The organism is Bradyrhizobium elkanii USDA 76, assembly GCF_023278185.1.
In the GTDB taxonomy this organism is placed as follows: domain Bacteria; phylum Pseudomonadota; class Alphaproteobacteria; order Rhizobiales; family Xanthobacteraceae; genus Bradyrhizobium; species Bradyrhizobium elkanii.
The window spans coordinates 2,950,590-2,974,931 of the sequence record NZ_CP066356.1; the positions used below are offsets into that span (position 1 = coordinate 2,950,590).

The following is a 24,342-nucleotide window of genomic DNA, read 5'->3' on the forward strand; positions in this document are numbered from 1 at the left end:
CTCACAGCATTTTCACCAGCTCCGGCGGCCAGCGGCCGGGACGAACCAACGCGCGCATAATCGAGAGAGGCAACCATGGCACTCAATCTGACACCCCCTGACATCAGCGAGCTGAAACCGCGGATCACCGTCTTCGGCGTCGGCGGCGCGGGTGGTAATGCCGTCAACAACATGATCACCGCCGGGTTGCAGGGCGTCGACTTCGTCGTCGCCAACACCGACGCGCAGGCGCTGACCATGTCGAAGGCGCAGCGCATCGTGCAGATGGGCACCCAGGTCACCCAAGGCCTCGGCGCCGGTTCGCAGCCCGACGTCGGCGCTGCGGCCGCGCAGGAGGTGATGGACGAGCTGCGCGATCACCTCACCGGCGCCAACATGGTGTTCGTCACCGCCGGCATGGGCGGCGGCACCGGCACCGGGGCTGCACCCGTGATCGCCAAGGCCGCGCGCGAGATGGGAATCCTCACTGTCGGCGTGGTGACCAAGCCGTTCCACTTCGAAGGTCAGCGCCGCATGCGCACCGCCGAGCACGGCATCGCCGAGCTGCACAAGGTGGTCGACACGCTGCTGATCATCCCGAACCAGAACCTGTTCCGGGTCGCCAACGAGAAGACCACCTTCGCCGACGCCTTCGCGATGGCCGACCAGGTGCTGTACTCGGGCGTCGCCTGCATCACCGACCTGATGGTCAAGGAAGGCCTGATCAACCTCGACTTCGCCGACGTCCGCGCCGTGATGCGTGAAATGGGCAAGGCGATGATGGGCACCGGCGAAGCCACCGGCGAGAAGCGCGCGCTGACCGCCGCGGAAGCCGCGATCGCCAACCCGCTGATCGACGACAGCTCGATGAAGGGCGCCCGCGGCCTCCTGATCTCGATCACGGGCGGCAAGGACCTGACCCTGTTCGAGGTCGACGAAGCCGCCACCCGCATCCGCGAAGAGGTCGACGCCGACGCCAACATCATCGTCGGCGCCACCTTCGACGAATCGCTCGACGGCGTCATTCGCGTCTCCGTGGTCGCAACCGGTATCGAGCAGGCCGCCATCGCCTCCCGCGCCCAGGCTCCGGCCGCGCAGCAGTCGGGCGGTTCGCCGGAGAGCCGGCTGGCCGATCTGACCGCCCGCCTGCGTGCCGACAATCAGCGCATGGCCGAGCGTGCCCAGAAGCTGGAACCGGCGACCGGCGTGACGGTCGCTCCGATCGCGGCTCCCGCCGCCGCACCGCAGCAGCGTCCGGCCGTCGAGCGCGCTGCGCTCGCGGCGATCGCCGCCGCGGTTGCTCCCGACGGCTCGCCTTCTGCCCAGGCGCCGATGCAGCCGGCCTCCTACGGTGACGTCACCGTGCGGCCGATTGCCCAGAAGCCCTCGCTGTTCCCGGACCACGAGGCCGCCCGGGCCGAGCAGCACGAGCCGATGCCGCCCGAGACCTTCATCCCCCAAGCGGCGGAACGGTCGCCGGTCCGTGCTCCGCGGATGCCGAAGTTCGAGGATCTGCCGATGCCGGCGCAGGCCGAAATCCGCCAGGCCAGCGGTGAGGGCGAACCGGAACACCCGCAGAAGACCCGCCTGTCGCTGCTGCAGCGGCTGGCCAATGTCGGCCTCGGCCGCCGCGACGAAGAGACCGAGCCGCCGATCGCGGCCCGTGCTTCCGGTCCGGCCATGCCGACGATGCCGCCGCTGCCCGAGCGCAAGCCGGCCCGCAGCGTCGCCCAGCAGATCTCGGCGAACGAATCGCCGGTATCGGAATATGCAAAGCGCCCTGCGCCGCAGGGGTTGGACGCTCATGGCCGCCAGGCACCTGTTGCCCCAACGCCACAGGGCGACGACCATCTTGATATCCCGGCCTTCCTGCGCCGGCAGGCAAACTGAAGTTTGTTACAACATTGGCGACGAAGAAGGCCTCGGCGGGGAACCGCCGGGGCCTTTTCCTTGGCGCGCGCGGGCGATTGCGCCGGACAAACAAGCAACTGATTTTAAATGATTAATTATTCTTTCGGTGATCAGATGGCGGCTTGCCGAGGGCCGTTTTCGCTGCCGCAATTTGGTTAACCTTGGGCGCGAATGCGGCAGAGGTGGGGTAACAATCGGTAAACAAGCGTGAGTTGGCGCAGTTTAGGGCAATCACTATGGTCTGCCGTGACTTGGGGAGCTCAAGCGAGTCGGCCTTGGGGAAATTTGGCCACTTGAATTGAGTGAAGTCGGGTAGTGGGCATTATCGAATGAAGTTCAGCCGTCAAACAACGCTTCGGTCGCAAGCCACCGTGACTGGCGTAGGCGTTCATTCCGGTCTTCCTGTCAGTCTCACCATGGGACCTGCACCTGTTGATGCGGGTTTTATTTTTGTCCGCACCGGTCTCGACGGTTCCGACCGCGAAGTCGTGGCCACCGCCGATGCGGTGATCGCGACCGAGTTCGCGACGGTGCTGGGTGACCGCGAAGGGCCGCTGGTTTCCACCGCCGAGCACGTGCTCGCGGCGCTGCGCGGCATGGGCGTCGACAACGCCACCATCGAAGTCGATGGCGCCGAAGTTCCGATCATGGACGGCAGCGCTGCAGCGTTCGTCGCGGCCATCGATCAGGCCGGCATTGTGACCCAGCCCGGCGTCCGCCGCTTCATCCAGGTTTTGAAGCCGGTGCACGTCAAGATCGGCGAATCGGTTGGCGAGCTGCGTCCGTTCGCCGGCGGGTTCCGCACCGAAGTCGAGATCGATTTCACCAACCAGGTGATTGGCCGCCAGACCTTCTCCTTCGATCTGTCGCCGGAAGGTTTCCGCCGCGAGGTCGCGCGGGCCCGCACGTTCGGCTGCATGAGCGACGTGGCGCGGCTGTGGGGTGCAGGCTTCGCGCTCGGCGCGTCCTTCGACAACACCGTGGTGTTCGACGAGGCCCGTCTGCTCAATGCCGAGGGCCTGCGCTACGCCGACGAATGCGCCCGCCACAAGGTGCTCGACGTGATCGGCGATCTGGCGCTGGCCGGCCTGCCGCTGCTCGGCAGCTACCGTTCGGTACGGGGCGGCCACAAGCTCAACAACGCGGTGCTGAAGGCGCTGCTCGCCGACCGCAGCGCCTGGCGGGTGGTCGAATCGGACACCGCTCGGCGGCCGCTCCGTGGCCATCTCGAAGCCGGTGCAGGCACCGTGGGCGGCCTCGTCGCCCCGGCCTATGGCCCGGACGTGTCCTGATCGCCCAAGTCCTGATCGCTTGGCCGGTCGGGCCCAATTTCCGTAATAACCACAGCAGGCTGTGAGCTTCGTCGGGTCGCCTTATTCCCGGCGGAATGGCTCCGTATTCGGTTGGTCCACGGTCATTTTTCGGCTAAGCAGGCCTGCGGTTGCGAGTAACGGCAGTCAAGGCACTGGAAATATTGCATCCATGACCGCGGTTCATGGGTGGAGTGGGGTCGCCGTTAACCGCATCAAAGGCGTCAGGTTCTAAAATTCATGTCGGCAATGCGTATGGCGCTCGAATCACGCAATTCTTCTGACGTCTCCGGCCTGACCAAGGCCGCGCGCACGCTGCGTTTTGCGGCGGGCCTGATTGTGCTGGCCATGCCGCTCAGCGGCTGCGGCACCGGCGCGCTGTGGGACAAGTTCATGGCCAAGGACGACACGTTCGTCGATGAGCCCGCGGACAAGCTCTACAATGAGGGCTTGTACATGATGAACGAGAAGAAGGACCTGAAGGCCGCCTCGAAGAAGTTCGAGGAAGTCGACCGTCAGCATCCCTATTCCGACTGGGCGCGCAAGTCGCTCTTGATGTCGGCCTATTCGTTCTACCAGGCGGGCGACTACGACAGCTGCATCGGCTCCGCCACCCGCTACGTCACGCTGCATCCCGGCAGCCCGGACGCGTCCTACGCCCAGTACCTGATCGCGGCATCGCATTTCGACCAGATCCCGGACATCTCGCGCGACCAGAGCCGCACCGAGAAGGCGATCGCGGCGCTCGAAGAGGTGGTCCGCAAATATCCGACCTCGGAATACGCCACCCAGGCCAAGTCCAAGATCCAGGCTGCGCGCGACCAGCTCGCCGGCAAGGAAATGGCGGTCGGGCGCTATTACATGGGCAAGCGCGACTTCACCGCCGCGATCAACCGCTTCAAGACCGTGGTCACGCAGTACCAGACCACGCGTCACGTCGAGGAGGCGCTCTTCCGCCTCACCGAGGCCTACATGGCGATCGGCATCGCCGGCGAGGCGCAGACCGCAGCCGCGGTGCTCGGCCACAATTTTCCAGACAGCCGCTGGTACAAGGACGCATATAATCTAGTAAAGTCCGGCGGTCTCGAGCCGAGCGAGAATCAGGGTTCCTGGATCAGCAGGACCTTCAAGAAGATAGGTCTCGGCTAGGAATTGTCCTCGCATGCTGGCGCGTCTGTCGATCCGTGACATCGTCCTGATCGAACGGCTCGATATCGAATTTTCCCGTGGCCTCGCGGTGCTGACCGGCGAAACCGGCGCAGGCAAATCCATCCTGCTCGATGCCTTTGCGCTGGCGCTCGGCGGCCGCGGCGATGCCGGACTGGTGCGCCACGGCGCCGAACAGGGGCAGGTCACCGCCATGTTCGATGTCCCGAAGGGGCATCCGGCGGCCGGGATCCTGGCCGAGAACGGCCTCGACGACACCGGTGAGATGATCCTGCGCCGCGTGCAGCTCGCCGACGGCCGCACCCGCGCCTTCATCAACGATCAGGCGATCAGCGTGCAGACCCTGAAGGCGGTCGGTGCCGCGCTGGTCGAAATCCACGGCCAGCATGACGAGCGCGCGCTGGTCGATGCCTCCACCCATCGCCAGCTGCTCGACGCCTTCGCCGGACACGAGAAGGACGTCGCGGCGCTGGAAGCGCTGTGGGATATCAGGCGGACCGCCAATGCTGATCTCGACGAGCATCGCGCCGGCATGGAGCGCGCCGCGCGCGAGGCGGACTATCTGCGCCACGCCTCGCAGGAATTGAAGACGCTGGCGCCGAAGGAAGGCGAGGAGACCGAGCTCGCGGGTCGCCGCACCACCATGATGCAGGGCGAGAAGATCGCAACCGATCTGCGCGAGGCGCAGGAGGCGATCGGCGGCTCGCATTCGCCGGTGGCGTCGCTGTCGGCCGCGGTCCGGCGGCTGGAGCGGCGCGCGGCCAATGCGCCTGCGCTGATCGAGCCAGCGGTCAAGGCGATCGATATTGCGATCAACGCGCTGGAAGAGGCCGACCAGCATCTCAACGCCGCGCTGGCGGCGACCGATTTCGATCCGGCCGAGCTGGAGCGCATCGAGGAGCGGCTGTTCGCGCTGCGCGCCGCCTCGCGTAAATATTCGACGCCGGTCGATCTGCTGGCCGCGCTGGCGGCGCAATACGCCGGCGACGTCGCGCTGATCGATGCCGGCGCCGACCAGTTGAAGAAGCTGGAAGCGACCGCTGCTGAAGCCGACAAGCGCTATGCGACGGCTGCCGCCAAACTGTCGGCGGCGCGCACCAAGGCCGCCGAGAAGCTCAACAAGGCCGTCAACGCCGAGCTTGCGCCGCTCAAGCTCGAGCGCGCGAAGTTCATGACCCAGGTCGAGAGCAACGCGGCCGCGCCGGGGCCGCAGGGCATCGACCGTGTCGAGTTCTGGGTGCAGACCAATCCGGGCACCAAGCCGGGGCCGATGATGAAGGTCGCCTCCGGCGGCGAGCTGTCGCGCTTCCTGCTGGCGCTGAAGGTCGTGCTGGCCGATCGCGGCTCGGCGCCGACTTTGGTGTTCGACGAAATCGACACCGGCGTCGGCGGCGCGGTGGCCGATGCGATCGGCTCGCGGCTGGCGCGCCTTGCCGGCAAGGTGCAGGTGATGGCGGTGACGCACGCGCCGCAGGTCGCGGCCCGCGCCAGCCAGCATCTCCTGATCTCCAAGGACGCGCTCGACAAGGGCAAGCGGGTCGCCACCCGCGTCAACGCGCTCGCCGCCGACCACCGCCGCGAAGAGATCGCGCGCATGCTGGCCGGCGCCGAGATCACCGCGGAGGCGAGGGCGGCGGCGGAACGCCTGCTCCGGGCGGCGAGTTAGTTCGCCGATGGCCACCAAAGCCAAGAAAGCGCTGGTCGACGTCGACAAGCTCACCAAGGCCCAGGCGAGGGTCGAGCTGACCCGGCTTGCGCTCGAGCTCGAGGGCCACGACAAGCGCTACTATCAGGACGACGCGCCCAGCGTCACCGATGCCGAATACGACGCGCTGCGGCAGCGTTACAATGCGATCGAGAAGCGCTTCCCTGAATTCGTCACCGCGGAATCGCCGTCGCAGAAGGTCGGCGCCGCGCCGTCGGGGCGCTTCAGGAAGGTCCGGCATTCGCTGCCGATGCTGTCGCTCGACAACGCGTTTGCGGAAGCCGACGTGGTCGATTTCGTCGGACGCATCACGCGCTTCCTCAAGCTGCCGGATGACAAGATCGATTTCTCGGCCGAGCCGAAGATCGATGGGCTCTCGATGTCGCTGCGCTACGAGGGCGGCGAGCTCGTCACTGCGGCAACCCGCGGCGACGGCGCCGAGGGCGAGGACGTCACCGCCAACATCCGCACGCTCGAGGACGTGCCGCAGAAGCTGAAGGGCCGCAACGTGCCCGACATCTGCGAGGTGCGCGGCGAGGTCTACATGACCAAGAAGGCGTTCCTCGCGCTCAACGAGCGGCAGAAGGCGGCCGGCGACACCATCTTCGCCAATCCGCGCAATTCGGCGGCCGGCTCGCTGCGGCAGAAGGATCCCACCATCACCGCTTCGCGGCCGCTCGGCTTCTTCGCCTATGCCTGGGGCGAGATGAGCGCCATGCCCGCGGATACCCAGACCGGCATGATCCACTGGTTCGAGCGGTGTGGTTTCAAGACCAATCCATTGACCAAGCTGTGCCACTCGGTCGAGGAGCTGATCGCGTTCCATCGCAAGATCGAGGAGCAGCGCGCCGAGCTCGACTACGACATCGACGGCGTCGTCTACAAGGTCGATCGCATCGACTGGCAGGAGCGGCTCGGCTTCGTGTCGCGCACGCCGCGCTGGGCGATCGCGCACAAATTCCCGGCCGAGCGCGCCATGACGGTGCTGCGCGACATCGAGATCCAGGTCGGGCGCACCGGCTCATTCACGCCGGTCGGCAAGCTCGAGCCGGTCGGTGTCGGCGGCGTGATCGTGCAGAACGTCACGCTGCACAACGAGGACTACATCAAGGGCATCGGCAACAAGGGCGAGGTGCTGCGCGAGGGGCGCGACATCAGGATCGGCGACACCGTGGTGATCCAGCGCGCCGGCGACGTGATCCCGCAGGTCGTCGACGTCGTGATCGACAAGCGGCCGAAGAGCGCGAAGGAATTCCACTTCCCGAAGAAATGCCCGTGCCCGCTGCACACCGACGTGGTGCGCGAGGAGACCGCGGCCGGCGAGGAGGGCTCGCGCGCCCGCTGCACCGGCGAGTTCGCCTGTCCGTTCCAGAAGGTCGAGCACCTCATTCTGTTCGTGTCGCGCCGCGCCTTCGACATCGACGGTCTCGGCGTGAAGCAGTTGCAATATTTCTTCGACGAGGGATGGGTCAAGGAGCCGGCCGATATCTTCACGCTGCAAAAGCGCAACGCGAAGCTGAAGCTGGAGGACATCGAAGGCTACGGCGAGACCTCGGTGCGCAATCTGTTCGCCGCGATCGACAGCCGGCGCAGGATTGGCCTGGAGCGCTTCATCTACGCGCTCGGCATGCGCCATGTCGGCGAGACCACCGCGCTGGCGCTGGCGCGCGGCTATGGCTCGTGGGACGCGTTCCACGATGCCTGCCTCAAGGTCGCCAAGGGCGACGAGGAAGCGATGGCGGAGATGGATGCGCTCGACCAGATCGGCGACACCGTGATCAAGAGCATCGCCGACTATTTCGGCGAGAGCCACAATCGCGGCATCGTCGAGCGGCTGACCGGGGAGCTCGACGAGATCATCGACGCCGAGAAGCCGAAGAGCAATTCGGCGGTGGCCGGCAAGACCGTGGTGTTCACCGGATCGCTGGAAAAGATGACGCGCGACGAGGCCAAGGCGACGGCCGAGCGGCTGGGCGCCAAGGCGGCCGGCTCGGTGTCGAAGAAGACCGACTATGTCGTCGCGGGGCCGGGCGCCGGCTCGAAGCTTGCCGAAGCGCAGAAGCACGGCGTCCAGGTGCTGACCGAGGACGAGTGGCTGAAGCTGATCGGGGAGTAGGCGCGCCGCGTTCTCCACTGTCGTCCTCCGCGAAAGCGGGGGACCCAGTATTCCAGAGACAGTCATTGTTGAGCGGATGGGCCGCGGCGTGCTGGATCCCCGCATGCTCGGGGATGACGAGCTGAGGTGTGGCGCCAGCGCCGCGCCTCACATCATCCCCTGCTCATCCTCCTCGGCCTGCGCGATCAGTTCCTCGCTCACCACCACCTGCCGCCGCGGCACGACGAAGATCATGGTGCAGGCGCAGGCGATCGAGATCGCGAAGATCGCCGAGGTCAACGGCAGCGTCGTGGTGGAGTGGCCGCCGAGATAGGCGCCGAACTGCGAGATCAGCGAGCCGATGCCCTGCTGCAGGAAGCCCATGGCACCCGAGGCGGTGCCGGCGGCTTCGGGACGAATGCTGATGGCGCCGGCGGCGGAATTGGCCATCACGAAGGCGTTGGCGATCATCACGATCATCTGGGTGCCGAACAGCCAGAGCGGCGCCTGGTTTACTCCGGCAAAACTGCAGACCAGGTTCAACAGGCTGCCGCCGACCTGCAGCGCGAGGCCGAACCAGATCAGTTTCTCCAGCGAGTGCCGCGGCGCGAAGCGCACGCACAAGAGATTGCCGACGAAGTAGCCGAACCCCGTCATCGCGAACCACGCGCCATATTCGGCACTGGTCCGGCCCATCTGGGTCACCACGATGTAGGGGCCGCCGCCGGCGAAGGCGAAGATGATCTGCGACGCCAGCACCTGGCACAAGAGGTAGCCGACGAAGGCGCGGCTCGTCATCAGCTTGCCGAGGTCGCCGCGAAAGCTGGAGCTGTCGGCGCGGTCACGGCGGGTTTCCGGCAGCGCCAGCGCGATGAAGATCGTGGTGCTCAGCGACGCCGCGGTGATGAGATAGAGGATCGCGCGCCAGCCGAATGTGGTCTCCAGCAGGCCGCCGGTCAGCGGGCTCACCATCTGCGCGATCATCAGCGCGGCGACGACGAGGCTGATCATGGCGCCGACCCGCTCGCGCGGATAGAGGTCGCGGATGATGGCACGGCTGATCACCATGCCGCTGGCGCCGCCGAGCGCCTGGAAGAAGCGCGCCGCGATCAGTTGCGGCAGGGTCTCGGCGAACACCGAGCCGACGCCGGCCACGACCATCAGGCCGAGCCCTGCGAGCAGCACCGGCCGGCGGCCGAACCTGTCGGACAGCGGCCCCATGATCAGCTGTGAAAGCGCGATGCCGACCATGTAGAGCGACACCGTCATCTGCGCGATGGAGATGTCGCGGCCGAAGGTGGTCGCCAGCACCGGTAGCGCCGGCACCAGCATGTAGAGCGAGATCGGCGCCACGCCCGTCATCACGACGAGCATCAGCAGCATGACCTTCGATGTCGCGATGTTGTCCTTGGCCGCGCCGGGCGGCTTGCCCATCACGCCGTGCATTCAGGTCCGATCCAGCATTGTGGAAAGACTGTAGCGTGCCCGTCCGCGCGGAATACGGGTGTTTCGGCATACGCCCATGCGATTTCAGGAGACGCAGCGACGATGTTTCGTCTCGCGCAATAAACACACTGTCGTCAGCCGAATTCCGCTGTCGTCCTCCGCGAAAGCGGGGGACCCAGTATTCCAGAGGCAGGCGTATTTGAATTGATAGGCTGCGGCGTACTGGATCCCCCGCTTTCGCGGGGGATGACAGCGAGTGCGAGGAGAGGATGACGGTAAACTCGGCGCCGCTATCTCAGCGCCGCCGTCGCCTCATCCAGCCACAGCTTCGTCGCGTTGTCGTCGAGATGCGGGCGCACCACCTGCGCGACGCGGGCGTGGTAGTCGTTGAGCCAGGCCAGTTCGTCCGGGCTCAGCATGCTGACCTCGATCAGGCGGCGATCGATCGGCGCCAGTGTCAGCGTCTCGAAGGCGTTGACCGGCTTCTCGGCGCCGGCAATGTCGGTGCCGATCACGAGCTCGAGGTTCTCGATCCTTATGCCGAAGGCGTCGGTCTTGTAGTAGCCGGGCTCGTTGGACAGGATCATGCCGCGCTTCAGCGGCGTGGTGCCGAGCTTGGAAATCCGGGCCGGCCCTTCATGGACGCTGAGATAGCTGCCGACGCCGTGGCCGGTGCCGTGCTCGAAATCGATCCCGGCCTGCCAGAGATATTGCCGCGCCAGCGTGTCGAGCTGCGCACCGGTGGTGCCGTCGGGGAAGATCGCGCGGGCGATCGCGATATGGCCGCGCAGCACGCGGGTGAAGCGGTCGCGCATCTCGTCGGTCGGCTTGCCGATCGCGATGGTGCGGGTGACGTCGGTGGTGCCGTCCTCATATTGCGCGCCGGAATCAATCAGCAGGAGGTCGCCGGGCTCGATGCGGCGGTTGCTCTTACGCGTCACGCGGTAGTGCACGATGGCGCCGTTCGGCCCGGTGCCGGCGATGGTCGGGAACGAGACGTCCTTCAGCGCGCCGGTCTGGCGGCGGAACGTCTCCAGCGCCTCGACGGTGTCGATCTCGGTGAGGCTGCCCGAGGGTGCCTCGCGGTCGATCCAGGCGAGGAAACGCACCAGCGCCACCGCATCGCGCTGATGCGCCGTGCGCGTGCCCTCGATCTCGGTGATGTTCTTGACCGCCTTCAAGAGGCTGACCGGATCGCTGCCGCGCACCGGCTTGCCGCCGGCACCCGCGATCAGGCGGCTCAAGGCGTCGGCTGCGGTCGCGCTGTCGAGCGCGATCGAGGCGCCGCGCCTGGCGAGCTCGGTGAGTTTTGCCGCCAGCGCCGCCGGCTGCTCGACATCGGCGGATTGCTCGAGATGGTCGCGCGTCGAGTTGGACAGCTTGCGCTGATCGATGAACACCAGCGGCCGGCCTTCCTTCGGCACCAGCGCATAAGACAGCGGCAGCGGCGTATGCGAGACGTCGGCGCCGCGGATGTTGAAGGTCCAGGCCACCGCGTGGCTGTCGGACAGCACCAGCGCGTCGACGCCGAGCCTGTTGATCTCGAGCCGGATGCGCTTGAGCTTGTCGGCTTCGATCTCTCCGGAAAACTGCGCGCCGTGGATCGTGACCGGGCCGAGCGGCGGTGCTGGCCGCTCGTGCCAGATCGCATCGACCGGATTGCTGTCGACGGCGACCAGTTCCGCGCCGGCCTTGGCGCAGGCCGCTGCCAGCCGTTCGGCTGCCGCAGAAGTGTGCAGCCAGGGGTCAAATCCCAGGCGGTCGCCGGCCGCCAGATGCCGGGTCAGCCAGTGCTCCGGCGGCGGCTCGACCAGCGGCTCGACCTGCCAGGCCTTGCGGTCGACCTGCTTGGCGGCCTGCAGCGTGTAGCGGCCGTCGACGAACAGGGCCGCTTCCTTGCTCAGCACGATCGCGAGCCCGGCCGATCCGGTGAAGCCGGTCAGCCAGGCGAGCCGCTCCTCGGAGGCTGCGACATATTCATTCTGCTGCTGGTCGGCGCGCGGAACCACGAATCCGGTCAGCTTGCGCCGCGCCAGCTCCTCGCGCAGCGCGCTCAAGCGCGCGGTCAGCGCCACGCCGCCTTCGGGCTCTTCGAACGTCTGGAAATGGGCTTCGAACATCGCCGTCGCACTCTCTTCGGATGGAAGCATGACCGTCGCGCGAGCGCGGTCAAGCATGACCATATTTTTGGCATAACTTATGCTTGAATATGGCATAGTGGAATTGACCGGACGATGTCCACTGCACGTCAACGGTCAAGCGTATGGGGAGTGTCCAGGAGTGTCTCAACTCAACGGTGAGGAGATGCACGATGCCTGCATTCACGTTTGAGAAGATCTCGCCGCCGGTCCGCCGCGGCCCGATTGCGCCGGTCGAACAGAAGCAGCGCGGCGTCATCGTCCAGATGCTGGACCGTCTGGTGGAGGCGCGCGCCAGGCGTGCGGCCGGCCAGGACAAGGTCGAGACTATCCGCAGCGATTCTCCAACACCCGAATAGCTAATCCACGGATCGGCTACCGTTCCAGATCCGACGCCTTCGCCACTGTCACACTGACGACCTTGCCGTCCTCGAGCTCGCGCACGATTCGCTCATCGGGGCCGACGATGCCGAGATCGAATTCGCGATCGGGCGTCAGCAGCGTCATGCGCTGGCCGGCGATCACGACGACGGTCATGTCGAGCGTCTCGCCGGAGATCGCCCATTCCCTGAGCTCGTTGCGAAACGGCTCTTTGCGCCAGGCGTCGGGGAAGCCCGGATCGCATCTGACCTCAAGACCATCTTCGGACGTGGTCAGGACGAGCTTCGACCTGGAAGGCTTCCAGTGCTCCTCCAGCAGCTCGTTCGCGAGCCAGACGCAGCTGAACGAGCGGCATTCCGCCGGCCGGCTCCGATAGGTCCGGCAGCCGCGCCCCGGCTCGCAATGCGGGCACCACGTATTGGCGGGCTTTGCCAGTTCCTCGATCGCCATCACCTTGCAGCAGAGCGTGCAGTCGCCGCACTGTCTGCCGGTCGTCGTCACTTCACGGAGCGCAGCAGCAGGCTGCTCCAGCCCTCGATCTTCAGATGCCGCAGCGGCACCAGCCCGCGGGCACGGTAGGCGGCGATGACCGCCGGCGCCTGGTGCGTCAGCAGGCCCGAGAGAATGACCTGCGCCGACGAGGCAAGGTGGCGCGCCATCGGGCCGGCCAGCTGCCGCAGCGGATTGGCGAGGATGTTGGCGAGCACCAGGTCGAACGGACCGTCCTCGGCAAAGCGCGGTGCGGCAAAGCCGGTGGCGCGGATCACGTCCACCAGATCGCCTGTGCAGTTCAGCCGGGCGTTCTCCTCGGCGACACTGACCGATGGCGGGTCGATATCGCTCGCCAGCACCTTGCCGTGCAGCGCCTTGGCGGCGGCGATCGCCAGCACGCCGGTCCCGGTGCCGAGATCCAGCACGCGGCGGGGCTGATACGCCTTCAGCACGTGGTCGAGCAGCAGCAGGCAGCCGCGCGTGGTGCCGTGATGGCCGGTGCCGAAGGCCAGCGCCGCCTCGATCTCGATCCCGAGCTTGTTGGGGGGTATCCGGTGCCGGTCATGCTGCCCGTGGACGATAAAGCGGCCGGCCGCGACCGGGACAAGGTCCTCCAGGCTGGCCTTGACCCAGTCCTTGGCCTCCACGGTATCAAAAACTAAAGTTGATGCGACATCCTGCCGCACCACTTGGCCAACCAGTTCGCGGAGTAAATTTTGGTCCGGCGGCTCGGCAAAATGGACGGTGACGTCCCAGCGGCCATCCGGCCGCTCGAAGGCCGCAAACGCCGTCTGATCCTCGAAAAACAGCTCGGAAAGCGCGTCTACCACGCGCTTTGCGGTCGATTCATCTGGAAGGGTAACGCTGGCGCGGTGTGTGGATGGGGTCATCGCAGGCCGGTAGCGCGGTTTTTGTTAAAATTTCAAGCCGGATTCAATCGAATATCGCGAGAATTGAGAGGTTCCCGGTTCAGACAACCTTAGATGTTGCCGTACTAGTACGGTGGCGGAACTGGGAACACCCTTCGTTCCAAGGCATCACAACCAAGGGCAGGGCTGCAATGAAGGCTTTTATCGTTAAGTTTTTGCGGAATGAATCCGGCGCGACCGCCATCGAATACGGACTGATCGCGACCGGCATCGCCATCGCCATCATCGCTGCGGTGAATGGCGTCGGCACGGCACTGAGCGGGACCTTCAACTCGATCAGCGGCTCGCTGAAGTAATCTCTCGAACGGCGTTCTCAGGGAAGCACCGGGCGACATGTCGCCCGGTGTTTTCTTTTTGACCGGTTGTCCACAGAGCCACACGCAGCTTGTCGACAAGACGTCAACTGCGTTTTCCCGGGATTGTCAGCGTCCGTCGCACAGCCGGTCCACAGCACCGTCCACCGGTTATCCCGTCCCTGGACAAGGCCGCTGTCCACCGCGGACCCACAGCTTCTCAACACGCCTGTCCACAGCTTGCCGTGCGATGAGCGCGGCGCGTGGTGTCTCGTCCGCGCTACGAGAACAGCGCCCGATGGTCGGCCAAAATCGCCCGCGCGGCATTGTGGCCGGGGGCGCCGGTGACGCCGCCGCCGGGATGGGCGCCGGAACCGCAATGGTAGAGACCCTTCAGAGGTCCGCGGTAGTCGGCATGGCCGAGCATCGGCCGCGCCGAGAACAATTGGTTCAGTGTCAGCGCGCCGTGAAAGATGTCGCCGCCGAGCAGGCCGAACTCCCGCTCGAGGTCGAGCGGCGACAGGACCTGGCGGCCGATCACGGTGCCTGCGAACCCGGGGGCGTAGTGGTCGACGGTTGCGATCATCAGATCGGCGACCTCTTCGCGATGATCGTCCCACGATCTGCCGTCGGGCAGTTGCGGCGCGACGTGCTGGCAGAACAGGCTCGCGACATGCTGGCCCGGCGGGCTCAGGCTGTCGTCGAGCGTCGAGGGGATCAGCACCTCGACGACCGGCGCGCGGCTCCAGCCGAATTCGCGCGCATCGTGCCAGGCGCGATCCATGTAGCCGAGGCTCGGGGCGATGATGATGCCCGCCGTGAGGTGATCCCCCAGGCCGGGCAGCGCGCTGAACGAGGGCAGGGCGCTGAGCGCCACATTCATCCTGAACGTGCCGGACCCGTTCTGCCATCGTGAGATGCGCGCGCGAAACGCGGGCGCCAATGCGCCTTCCGGCACCAGGCGCGTGTACAGCAGCTTCGGATTGACGTTCGAGACGACGTATTTGGCGCGCACGGTCTTGCCATTGTCGAGGATGACGCCGACGGCGCGCTCCTTCTCGACGATCACCTCACGGACGGCAGCATCGGTTTCGATCTCGACGCCATGGCTGCGCGCGGCACGCGCCATCGCCTGCGTGATCGCACCCATGCCGCCGATCGCGTGGCCCCAGACGCCTTTCTTGCCGTTCACCTCGCCGAACGCATGATGCAGCATCACATAGGCCGAGCCCGGCGCGTAGGGGCTGGCATAATTGCCGACGATGGCATCGAACCCGAACAGCGTCTTGACGAGATCGTTCTCGAAGCGCTCGTCGAGCATCTCGCCGGCCGATCGCGTGAACAGGTCGAGCAGATTGCGCTGCTGTTCCAGCGACAGCCGGCGCAGGATGTTGGCGGTGCCGAGCGCGTTGAAGGCCTCGCTGATCGCGCCGATGCCAAAACCCTCGACGAGGTTCGGCGGCGCGCGTAGCACCAATTGCCGCAGCACGTCGGCGATGGCTTCGAGTTCCCCTGAGAACGCGTCGATTGCGGCCGCATCCTGGCGGCTGAGTTTTTCGACCGACGCCCGGGTTCGGCCTTCGCCGGTCAAAAGATAGCTGCCGTCGGGCGAGGGCAGGAAATTCTGCGCGCGCCGCTCGACGATCCTGAGGCCGTGATCGGCAAGTTTCAGGTCAGACATGATCTGCGGATTGAGCAGGCTCACCGTGTAGGCGGCGACGGAGTTGCGGAAGCCCGGGCAAAATTCTTCGGTGACCGCGGCGCCGCCGACCACCTTGCGGCGTTCCACGACCTTCACCCGCAGCCCGGCCATCGCAAGATAGGCCGCGCAGGTGAGGCCGTTGTGCCCCGCACCGATGATGACGACGTCTGTTTCGTTCATGTCCGCTTCAAGAAGCAGTGATTAGAGCATGTGCTGTGGCGCCGCAGCGCCGCGTCGTCAAGTCCGCGTGACCGCCGTTTCTTGTCCGTGATAGTGCCGTATGCTCAACTGAAATCCTCCGGTGGGGTGCCACCGGACTGTCCGCCTCCGGCGCCCGCCGGGTCCATGCCGGAGCTTTCATGACGTCTGAGCCGACCGCCTCGCGCAACCGGCTGGTGCTGGTTGTCTACACCGCCGCGATCTTCGTCAGCGCCCTGTTGCTGTTCTCGGTGCAGCCGCTGTTCACCAAGATGGTGCTGCCGCGGCTCGGCGGCTCGCCGGCGGTGTGGTCGGTGGCGATGGTGTTCTTCCAGTCGCTGCTGCTCGGCGGCTACGCCTATGCGCATCTCTTGATGAAGCTGAACGGCCGCATCGTGCCGGTCGTGGTGCATCTGGTGCTGCTCGTCGTCGCGCTCGTGACCTTGCCGCTGGCGATCAGGAGCGGCTGGGGCGAGCCGCCGACGTCCGGCTATGCGGTCTGGCTGCTCGGCCTGTTCGCGGTCTCGATCGGCCTGCCGTTCTTCGCGCTCGCCGCCAACAATCCGCTGCTGCAGGCCTGGTTCGTGCGCACCGGACATCCCAACGGGCCCGACCCGTATTTTCTCTACGCATCCTCGAACATCGGCAGCTTCCTCGCGCTATTGTCCTATCCGGTGCTGCTCGAGCCGATGTTCACGTTGCGCACCCAGAACCTGATCTGGACCGGTGGCTATGGTCTGCTGATCGTGCTGATCGCGGGGTGCGGCGTGCTGCTGTTGCGGTCGCCGGCCAATGCCGCCGCACTCAACATGCAGGTCGATGACGCCAATGCGCCGGCGCCGTCCTCGCCGCTGCGGGCGCGCTGGATCTTCCTCGCCGCGGTGCCGTCCGGCCTCTTGATCGCGGTGACGGCGCACATCTCGACCGACGTTGCCGCCGCGCCTTTGCTGTGGGTGCTGCCGCTGTCGCTGTATCTCTTGACCTGGGTGCTGGTGTTCCAGTCGCGGCCGCTCTTGCCGCACAAATGGATGCTGCGGGCGCAGCCGCTGGCGATTGCCGGCGTCGTGATCCTGCTTGCGGTCGGCGGCGAGCAGAACCTGCTGCTCACGCTCGGCGGCCATCAGCTCTGCTTCTTCATCATCGCGATGGCCTGTCATGGCGAGCTCGCGCGCACCCGCCCGGCGGCGAAATATCTCACCGGCTTCTACGTCGCGCTGTCGTTCGGCGGCATGGTCGGCGGCCTGTTCGCGGGGCTGATCGCGCCTTTTACCTTCTCATGGGTCGCCGAATATCCGATCCTGCTGGCGCTCGCGGCGCTGTGCCGTCCGCCCGGCGGCGCGGAGCGGCTGCCGCGCTGGAGCGCCTGGTACTGGCCGTTCCTCGCGGTGCTGGCGGTGGCGCTGATCGCGCCGAGCTATTCGGCCGGCGACATCTTCAACTGGTTCGACGTGCACCGGGTCTGGGTGATCGGCGCGGTCGGCGTGCTCTCGGCGCTGCTGGCGCTCGCGCTCAACGCCAATCGCTGGAAGATCTTCGCCACCGTCGTGGTCGCGCTGGTGGTGCTGCGCGCCTATCCATCCGACGACGGCCGCGTCGAAACAGTGCGCAGCTTCTTCGGCGTGCACAAGATCGTGGTGACGGCGAACGGGCAGTATCACGTGCTGATGCACGGCACCACGATCCATGGCGCCGAGAAGTTCAAGAACGATGACGGCACGCCGGTCGCCGGAACGCCCGAGCCGATCAGCTATTATCACAAGGACGGCGGCATCGGGCGGGCGATATCAGCGATTCGCGAGCGTAAGGGCGCGCCGCTGAAGGTGGCGGTGATCGGACTCGGTTCGGGGACGCTGACCTGCGCGTCGGCCCCCGGCGAGGACTGGCGCTTCTTCGAGATCGACCAGTCGATGGTCGATACCGCGCGCGATCCGAAATACTTCACCTACATCCAGAACTGCGAGCCGAACCTCAAGCCCGTGATCGGCGACGCGCGGCTGACCTTCGCCAAGGAGCCGGACGGCGCCTACGATCTCATCATCGTCGACGCCTATTCGTCGGACGCGATCCCGATCCATCTCGCGACCGAGGAGGCGATGGCGATCTACAAGGAGAAGCTGGCGCCGCAGGGCGCGGTCGTGATGCACGTCTCCAACCGGCATCTCGAACTCGCCAGCGTCGTGGTCGGCATTGCGGATGCCAACGACATGAAGAGCTGGGTCTACAGCGAGGATTCCGGCCGCGACAACGAGTACATCTTCTCGACCTCGGTCGTCGTCTCCGCGCGCGAGGAGGAGGACGTCGGCAAGCTCGCATCGTCTGATGTCTGGACCGAGACCGAAGCCGATGAGAAGCAGCGGGTCTGGACAGACGACTATTCGAACGTGCTGGGCGCGGTGTACCGCCGCCTGCGCGACGGCGAGCAATAGGACCTGCAAGCCGAGCCAATCGCGGCGGCTTCCGCGCGATAATTCTCTAGCGATCGGCCACCAGCAGTCTGGCGAACTGGGGCTTGACGATCGCGGCAAACACTCCGGGATCGTCGAAAGCCCTCGCCGAGAGCATTGCCCCGTGAACCGATGCCATCAGCATCTGGGCCTCCTCGTGCGGCCGCTGGTCCAGCCGGAACAGATGCTGTTCCGCGCCGGCCTGCAGCACCGAGGCGAGCCATTCCGCAAGGTGGTGGAAGTGGGCGCGGACGCGCGATGCGACCTCGTCCGGCAACATCGGCATCTCGCCGGCAAGCATCGCGCAGACGCAGAACGGCAGCGAGGCATCGCCGATGCACGCCTGCCAGAAGTTCACGTAAGCCTGCAGTTGGTCGGCCGGGCTTGCGAACTGCTCCTGAAGCGACTTCAGGCCCAGCTCAGTCTGCTGCCGGTAGCGATCCACCAGCGTCGAAACCAGCTCGGCCTTGGTCGGGAAGTGATGGTGGATGCTGGCCTTCCGGATGCCGATGGCATCCGAGATGTCGGCATAGCTAAACCCATTGTAGCCGCCGGCGACGATGAGGGGCTGAGCGACGGCGAGAATTTTTTCAGAAGTCGAGATCATCACGTTCACGTCATACCTACCTTCCAGTAGGTAAATTCCAGAGGCAAATCAAGACCTTCCTCTCCTCACAGCACGTCGGACGGCCAGGTTGACTCGGATTTGTCATCTACCTACTAGTAGGAAGACCAACAGGAGCCTGTCAATGCAAAGCCACCTTTCGACCCAATCCGCCTGGCTGCGATCCTATTATCTCGGGCGCGCCATCTTCTCGGTCGCCTGGGTCGCCGCCGCCGTTCTGTTCAGCGGCCAAGCCGGCCCTGCCGCGCTTCTGCTCGTGATCTACCCGGCGTGGGACGGCATCGCCAATCTGGCCGACGCCCGGGTCAATGGCGGCCTGAAGGCCAATCCGTCCCAGGCTCTGAATGTCGCGGTCAGCGCGATCACGACGCTCGCAGTGATCGCGGCGCTCAACCACAGCAGCTATGCCGTCCTGGCCGTGTTCGGGGCTTGGGCGATTCTCGCGGGCGTGCTGCAATTGTCCACCGGCGTCAGGCGCTGGCGTCATTACGGCGCGCAATGGGCGATGATCCTGAGTGGCGCACAGTCGGCACTCGCCGGCGGCTACATGATCAGCCAGTCCATCGGCACCGTTGCGCCGACCATTCTCGACGTCGCTCCCTATGCGGGCTTCGGCGCGTTCTATTTCCTGCTTTCCGCAATCTGGCTCGTAGCCGCCGGCTATCGCCACGCGCGCGCTTAGGGTCAAAGCGAGAAGCCAGGGCTCCGTTCGGAGAGCTGTCCGGCAGCACCGGAGAGCGCGAGCTCGCCTTCCGCGCGACGCGACTATTTGTTCTCTGGCGGCGCTGCACTCGCGGAGGCGGGCGTCGAGGCGGCGAGCAGCGGCATCGTCGGCGTGCTCTCGCCGGCGTCCTCGTCGAGGAATTGCTCCACGCCGGCCTGGATCGACGACTTCGCGCTGCCCGGGCCGCGGTCGCTGAGATCGTTGTGCTGGAATTCGGTTCTGACCACCTTGATGCCGAGTCTCGCGCAGGTCTCGTCGTCGGGCACGACGCCCGGATCGGCCTTGAACACCGGATCTCTGGAGCGGAACGAGAGGATCTTGATCTTGCCGTCGGTGATGAAGGGAACGCGCAGATTGTCCAGCGTGACGACCTTCTTGACCAGGTCGGGATGCTGCTTGGCGAAGAACATCGAGATGTCGCCGCCGTTGGAATGGCCGATCAACGTCAGCTGGCGATAGTTTGCGTTCGGATAGAGCTTCTTGAGCTCGTCGACCGCATACATGATGTTGAAGACGCCGCGATTGTACTGCATGCGGCGGCCGACATATTCCTCGCCGACCTTGGTGACCATCGGCGCGTCGGTGTCGAGATCATGCTGAATGCTGATCACGAGGTAGCCGCGCGACGCGAACAAATTGGTAAGGAACGAGTACTCGGTGTTCTTGACGGTGTTGCCGTGGCTCAGGATCGCGACCGGCAGCTCGATCATCTCGGCCATCGCCTGCATTTGCCGGTCGCGGCGCACCGCGACCTCGACCGTGACGTTGCGGTCGTCGCGCAGAACGTCGTGGAACGTCAGCGTCGTGTGACGGATGGCCCATCTGTCCGTCGTGAAATAGGCGGCCATCGCCACGATGCACAGGCAAAGGACAATGATGCCCCGTTTCATGTCGACCTCTGATCTTGCCTACGTGACCCGCGCTTCTCGCCCTGATTTCATCGGGCATGCCGCGTGCATCGGCCTCCAGGGGCCAGGCGGGCGCTTGTGCCGCCGAATATCGGGCTAGTTTTACAATCAGATGACGACGCGACGACGGGCCCCGGCGCACGATGACGCGCGCCGTTTGCGACGGTCACAAGCGGGTGAGGGGAGCGTGAACTGACGGCGCGCTGCCTGCGGCGCCGTCATTGGACCACGAGAGCGTCTCAGTCCTGATAGGTGTTGCCGTAAAAGCCGCGCGGCTGATAGGCGGGGCGCGGCTGGTAGTAGCCCTGCGGCGCCGGCGCGTAGCCCTGATTGCCGTAGTACTGCTGCTGCTGGCCATAGGCCTGCGCGTCGTAGACGCGGCGGCTCGACGGCGGTGCCGGATAGCGGCGATCGGTCGAGCTGCCGTCGGCCGGATAGATGTAGCCGTCGTCGGCGCGGGCCTGCGCCGGATAGTCGCGCGGCTGCGGCGTCAGCACGACCGGGTCGCCGGCGGCGGCGGTGCCGTACTGCTCGTCTTGCTGCGGCGCGCGGCGGGCGACGGCGGTACCATTGCGCCCACGCGGATTGCGCGCCAGCGCGACCTGCGACGAACCCGTCAGCGTCACGGTGGTGTTGAGCACGCCTTCCTTCTGGACCAGCGCGTAGAGCGTGGTTGCGTTGTCGCGCGACAGCCGCACGCAGCCATGCGAGGCCGGCGAGCCGAGGCGGTTCACCGAGTCGGTGCCGTGAATCGCGTGCCCGATCTTGGTGAAGAAGATCGAGTGCGGCATCGGCGCGTCGTCGAATTCCTTGGAATAGTGATCCTCTTCCATGCGGAAGGCGCGGAAGCTGCCGTTCGGCGTTTCGCGCGACGGGATGCCGGTCGAGACCGGCCAGTGATAGCGCGCGACGCCGTCGACCGCGACGGTCATCTGCTGGTTGTCCTTGTCGATGGTGATATCGACCTTGGCCTGTGCGGCGCCGGCGGTGAAGAGCATCACGGACGTGAGCGCAATGAGGAACGAACGCATTTTACCTTTGGCCTCCAGGCCTGCTCGCGAAGCCGCGGCTCTCCGTCCCCGGCAACAATATGCACGGAATCCGAACTTGGTTCCAGTGGCGGGCCAAGGCCGTGATCATCGCCATGGTTAATCCCGCGCGCGGCGCAAACAAGGCCGAAGCCGGGCCTGCCCTGTCACGGCGGGCTGACTTTTTCGCGAGCAGGCCGCGACGGCGGCCCAATTGGTCTCCGACACGCAACCATTTGGCCGCATGGGCGTTTAACAAATTCCCCGCTTGGCGGCGCGTTCGCTCCGCGCATCAAGGAATCCAGATGAACAACACCAAGGTGAAGACCGCGGCCGTCGTCCCAGCCGGCCTCTCCGCGCGGCTCCTGCTTGCGGCCGCAGCCCTCGCTTTGACGCTGGTCGCAGTCCCCCATGCCGGCCATGCCCAGGGCATCGTCCGCGGCGCGCATGAGGGCGCCTATGAAGGCAACCGGGTTGCTGGGCCGGTGGGCGGCGTGGTCGGCGGCGCCGTCGGCGCCGGTGTCGGTGGCGCCATGGGCGCGGTCAAGGGCGTGTTCGGCATCCCGGATCGCGGCTACCGCCGTGGCCACCGCTGCCGCGGCTATTACCGCCACGGCCATTTCCATTGCTATTGATCGTTGAAGAACCTGTAGCCCGGATGGAGCCAACGGGTCGCGCGAACGCGCGCCCGATGACAGGCTCCGCGAAATCCGGGTTCTGCAGGTTTGGCGATAGGGTCCCGGATTGCGCTTCGCTCCATCCGGGCCACTGAAGCTTTTTCAGTTCTTCAGCCGGTAGCCGGTCCTGAAGATCCACGCCACGATGGCCATGCAGGCCACCAGGAATCCCACGGTCATGCCGAGGCTCAGCGGCACGCTGACATCGGCGATCTCGTAGAAGCTCCAGCGGAAGCCGGAGATCAGGTAGACCACAGGATTGAGCAGCGTGATGGTGCGCCAGCCCGACGGCAGCATGTTCACCGAATAGAAGCTGCCGCCGAGGAAGGTCAGCGGCGTCACCACCAGCATCGGGATCATCTGCAGCTTCTCGAAGCCGTCGGCCCAGATGCCGATGATGAAGCCGAACAGGCTGAAGGTGACCGCCGTCAGCACCAGGAATGTCAGCATCCACACCGGATGCTGGATATGCAAAGGCACGAAAAGCCCGGCCGTCGCCAGGATGATCAGGCCGAGGATGATCGACTTGGTGGCGGCGGCGCCGACATAGCCGATGACGATCTCGAAATAGGAGATCGGCGCCGACAGGATCTCGTAGACCGTGCCAACGAATTTCGGGAAGTAGATGCCGAACGAGGCGTTGGAGATGCTTTGGGTCAGCACCGACAGCATCACGAGGCCCGGCACGATGAAGGTGCCGTAGCTGACGCCCTCGACCTCGGTGATGCGCGAGCCGATCGCGGCGCCGAACACCACGAAATACAGCGAGGTCGACACCACGGGCGAGACGATGCTCTGCAGCAGCGTGCGCCAGGTGCGCGCCATTTCGAACAGATAGATGGCCCGGATTGCGCGATAATTCATGGCGCCCTCACGAGGCTGACGAAGATGTCTTCGAGGGAGCTTTGTTTCGTATCGAGGTCCGAGATGCGGATGCCGGCATTGCGCAGATCGTTGAGCAGGCTGGTGATGCCGGTGCGGTCGCCCTTGGTATCGTAGTCATAGGTCACGGTGCGGCCGTCGTCGGACAATTCGAGATTGTAGGCGGACAGAACATCGGGAATGGCCTCGAGCTTGTTCTGCAATTGCAGCGTCAGCTCCTTCTTGCCGAGCTTCTGCATCAAGGTCGCCTTGTCCTCGATCAGGATGATCTCGCCCTTGTTGATGACGCCGATGCGGTCGGCCATCTCCTCGGCTTCCTCGATGTAGTGCGTGGTCAGGATGATGGTGACGCCGGAAGCCTGCAGCGTGCGGACCACCTCCCACATGCCCTTGCGCAATTCGACGTCGACCCCGGCGGTCGGCTCGTCGAGGAACAGGATCTGCGGCTCGTGCGACAGCGCCTTGGCGATCATCACGCGGCGCTTCATGCCGCCGGACAGCGTGATGATCTTGTCGTCCTTCTTGTCCCACAGCGACAGGTCGCGCAGCACCTTCTCGATATGGGCGGGGTTCTTCGGCTTGCCGAACAGGCCGCGGCTGAAGCTGACGGTCGCCCACACCGACTCGAACGCGTCGGTGTGCAGTTCCTGCGGAACCAGCCCGATCATCGACCGCGCCGCGCGATAGTCGGCGATGATGTCGTGCCCGCCGATCGTGATGCGGCCCTCGCTCGGATTGGCGATGCCGCAGATGATGCTGATCAGCGTGGTCTTGCCGGCCCCGTTCGGCCCGAGCAGCGCGAAGATCTCGCCCTTGACGATATCGAGATTGATGCCTTTCAGCGCCTTGAAGCCGGAGCCATAGGTCTTCGAAAGATTGGATACGGAGATGATCGGCGACATGAAGAGTCGGAAGCGTGAGGGAGGGGGCGCGCGGATTGGGGGCCGGGCGATGGCGGGTCAAGCGCAGATAGGGACGCATGATCCGTTCTGCAATCACCCGCCGGGGCAGAAACTTATTCCGCGGCGTGCGCTCTGACGGGCAGTTCGACCAATGCGACCATGTAGGTTTTCAGGTCGTCGGCGACTTCGGGGTCTGCCTTCAACTCGGTCAATGTCCGGGGGCGGGGCAGTTCCTGTCCATCGTCCCTTAGGCCCTCGGCATAGAGCTTCAGCGCCTCAGGGGCATTGCGCAAAGCCTCGTCGATATCATCGCCCGCGGACGTGCAGCCGGGCAGGTCCGGAAACCAGACGCCTACGGCGTAGTCCGGTCCGGCGTCCTCAATGATGGCAACGTAGTGAGCCAAGG

21 protein-coding genes are annotated in these 24,342 nt (G+C 65.5%); 10 read left to right on the forward strand and 11 right to left on the reverse strand.

All coding sequences use genetic code 11. From position 1 onward, the window contains the following. The first annotated feature begins 75 nt into the window (after positions 1–75). The 5 genes from ftsZ to ligA all read left to right on the forward strand — a co-directional run bounded on the left by ftsZ (position 76) and on the right by ligA (position 8,188). Complete coding sequence (gene ftsZ / locus JEY66_RS14055; protein ID WP_018273013.1) at positions 76–1,869, forward strand: cell division protein FtsZ; 1,794 nt, start codon at positions 76–78, stop codon at positions 1,867–1,869. A gap of 350 nt (positions 1,870–2,219) precedes the next feature. Continuing rightward, a complete protein-coding gene (gene lpxC / locus JEY66_RS14060; protein WP_026193136.1) occupies positions 2,220–3,182 on the forward strand; it encodes a UDP-3-O-acyl-N-acetylglucosamine deacetylase in 963 nt (320 codons plus the stop codon). A 258-nt stretch (positions 3,183–3,440) separates the two neighbouring features. Then, on the forward strand, positions 3,441–4,349 hold the full coding sequence (locus JEY66_RS14065; RefSeq protein ID WP_026193135.1) for an outer membrane protein assembly factor BamD: 909 nt from the start codon (positions 3,441–3,443) through the stop codon (positions 4,347–4,349). A gap of 13 nt (positions 4,350–4,362) precedes the next feature. Beyond that, complete coding sequence (gene recN / locus JEY66_RS14070) at positions 4,363–6,033, forward strand: DNA repair protein RecN (protein ID WP_016846442.1); 1,671 nt, start codon at positions 4,363–4,365, stop codon at positions 6,031–6,033. 7 nt (positions 6,034–6,040) lie between these two features. Then, the gene (gene ligA / locus JEY66_RS14075) at positions 6,041–8,188 is read left to right on the forward strand and encodes an NAD-dependent DNA ligase LigA (protein ID WP_016846443.1); all 2,148 of its coding nucleotides are present in this window, start codon (positions 6,041–6,043) and stop codon (positions 8,186–8,188) included. Positions 8,189–8,335: 147 nt separating this feature from the next. On the opposite strand, the gene JEY66_RS14080 is transcribed toward ligA, so the two are convergent. Together JEY66_RS14080 and JEY66_RS14085 are read right to left on the reverse strand one after the other, a co-directional pair. After that, positions 8,336–9,613 carry a multidrug effflux MFS transporter gene (locus tag JEY66_RS14080; RefSeq protein ID WP_018273012.1) on the reverse strand — a complete coding sequence of 426 codons (1,278 nt, stop codon included), beginning with the start codon at positions 9,611–9,613 and terminating at the stop codon, positions 8,336–8,338. Between the two features lie 290 nt (positions 9,614–9,903). Further along, positions 9,904–11,733, reverse strand: a complete 1,830-nt coding sequence (locus JEY66_RS14085; RefSeq protein WP_026193134.1) for an aminopeptidase P family protein — start codon at positions 11,731–11,733, stop codon at positions 9,904–9,906. A gap of 191 nt (positions 11,734–11,924) precedes the next feature. On the opposite strand from JEY66_RS14085, the gene JEY66_RS14090 reads away from it, so the two are divergent. Beyond that, entirely contained in the window at positions 11,925–12,110 is a 186-nt protein-coding gene (locus tag JEY66_RS14090; protein ID WP_016841574.1) for a hypothetical protein, read from the forward strand. 16 nt (positions 12,111–12,126) lie between these two features. Here the strand turns inward: JEY66_RS14090 and JEY66_RS14095 are convergent, their stop codons facing one another. Together JEY66_RS14095 and JEY66_RS14100 are read right to left on the reverse strand one after the other, a co-directional pair. Beyond that, on the reverse strand, positions 12,127–12,633 hold the full coding sequence (locus JEY66_RS14095) for a hypothetical protein (protein WP_016841573.1): 507 nt from the start codon (positions 12,631–12,633) through the stop codon (positions 12,127–12,129). Beyond that, complete coding sequence (locus JEY66_RS14100; RefSeq protein ID WP_026193133.1) at positions 12,630–13,514, reverse strand: 50S ribosomal protein L11 methyltransferase; 885 nt, start codon at positions 13,512–13,514, stop codon at positions 12,630–12,632. The genes JEY66_RS14095 and JEY66_RS14100 overlap by 4 nt, the downstream gene beginning before the upstream one ends. 170 nt (positions 13,515–13,684) lie before the next feature. Here JEY66_RS14100 and JEY66_RS14105 point away from each other — a divergent pair, with 170 nt between their 5' ends. Beyond that, the gene (locus tag JEY66_RS14105; RefSeq protein ID WP_016841571.1) at positions 13,685–13,849 is read left to right on the forward strand and encodes a Flp family type IVb pilin; all 165 of its coding nucleotides are present in this window, start codon (positions 13,685–13,687) and stop codon (positions 13,847–13,849) included. Between the two features lie 277 nt (positions 13,850–14,126). Here JEY66_RS14105 and JEY66_RS14110 read toward each other — a convergent pair whose 3' ends face one another. Next, a complete protein-coding gene (locus JEY66_RS14110) occupies positions 14,127–15,728 on the reverse strand; it encodes a phytoene desaturase family protein (protein ID WP_016841570.1) in 1,602 nt (533 codons plus the stop codon). A 179-nt stretch (positions 15,729–15,907) separates the two neighbouring features. Between JEY66_RS14110 and JEY66_RS14115 the strand changes: the two genes are divergently transcribed. After that, positions 15,908–18,172, forward strand: a complete 2,265-nt coding sequence (locus tag JEY66_RS14115) for a spermidine synthase (RefSeq protein ID WP_018273010.1) — start codon at positions 15,908–15,910, stop codon at positions 18,170–18,172. Between the two features lie 46 nt (positions 18,173–18,218). Here JEY66_RS14115 and JEY66_RS14120 read toward each other — a convergent pair whose 3' ends face one another. Next, positions 18,219–18,806 carry a TetR/AcrR family transcriptional regulator gene (locus JEY66_RS14120; protein ID WP_016841568.1) on the reverse strand — a complete coding sequence of 196 codons (588 nt, stop codon included), beginning with the start codon at positions 18,804–18,806 and terminating at the stop codon, positions 18,219–18,221. 133 nt (positions 18,807–18,939) lie between these two features. On the opposite strand from JEY66_RS14120, the gene JEY66_RS14125 reads away from it, so the two are divergent. After that, the gene (locus tag JEY66_RS14125) at positions 18,940–19,497 is read left to right on the forward strand and encodes a DUF308 domain-containing protein (protein WP_016841567.1); all 558 of its coding nucleotides are present in this window, start codon (positions 18,940–18,942) and stop codon (positions 19,495–19,497) included. A gap of 83 nt (positions 19,498–19,580) precedes the next feature. Here JEY66_RS14125 and JEY66_RS14130 read toward each other — a convergent pair whose 3' ends face one another. Both JEY66_RS14130 and JEY66_RS14135 read right to left on the reverse strand, forming a co-directional pair. After that, on the reverse strand, positions 19,581–20,429 hold the full coding sequence (locus JEY66_RS14130) for an alpha/beta fold hydrolase (protein ID WP_240536895.1): 849 nt from the start codon (positions 20,427–20,429) through the stop codon (positions 19,581–19,583). 257 nt (positions 20,430–20,686) lie between these two features. After that, the gene (locus tag JEY66_RS14135) at positions 20,687–21,478 is read right to left on the reverse strand and encodes a L,D-transpeptidase (protein WP_016841565.1); all 792 of its coding nucleotides are present in this window, start codon (positions 21,476–21,478) and stop codon (positions 20,687–20,689) included. Between the two features lie 302 nt (positions 21,479–21,780). Between JEY66_RS14135 and JEY66_RS14140 the strand changes: the two genes are divergently transcribed. Beyond that, positions 21,781–22,110, forward strand: a complete 330-nt coding sequence (locus JEY66_RS14140) for a hypothetical protein (protein ID WP_018273009.1) — start codon at positions 21,781–21,783, stop codon at positions 22,108–22,110. Between the two features lie 144 nt (positions 22,111–22,254). On the opposite strand, the gene JEY66_RS14145 is transcribed toward JEY66_RS14140, so the two are convergent. The 3 genes from JEY66_RS14145 to JEY66_RS14155 all read right to left on the reverse strand — a co-directional run bounded on the left by JEY66_RS14145 (position 22,255) and on the right by JEY66_RS14155 (position 24,340). Next, positions 22,255–23,016, reverse strand: a complete 762-nt coding sequence (locus JEY66_RS14145; RefSeq protein WP_016841563.1) for an ABC transporter permease — start codon at positions 23,014–23,016, stop codon at positions 22,255–22,257. Then, a complete protein-coding gene (locus tag JEY66_RS14150) occupies positions 23,013–23,936 on the reverse strand; it encodes an ABC transporter ATP-binding protein (RefSeq protein ID WP_018273008.1) in 924 nt (307 codons plus the stop codon). Before JEY66_RS14150 ends, JEY66_RS14145 begins: the two co-directional genes overlap by 4 nt. 113 nt (positions 23,937–24,049) lie before the next feature. Then, positions 24,050–24,340 (reverse strand): type II toxin-antitoxin system HicB family antitoxin, encoded by a 291-nt coding sequence (locus tag JEY66_RS14155; protein WP_026193132.1) that lies wholly within the window; start codon positions 24,338–24,340, stop codon positions 24,050–24,052. Positions 24,341–24,342: the final 2 nt, after the last annotated feature.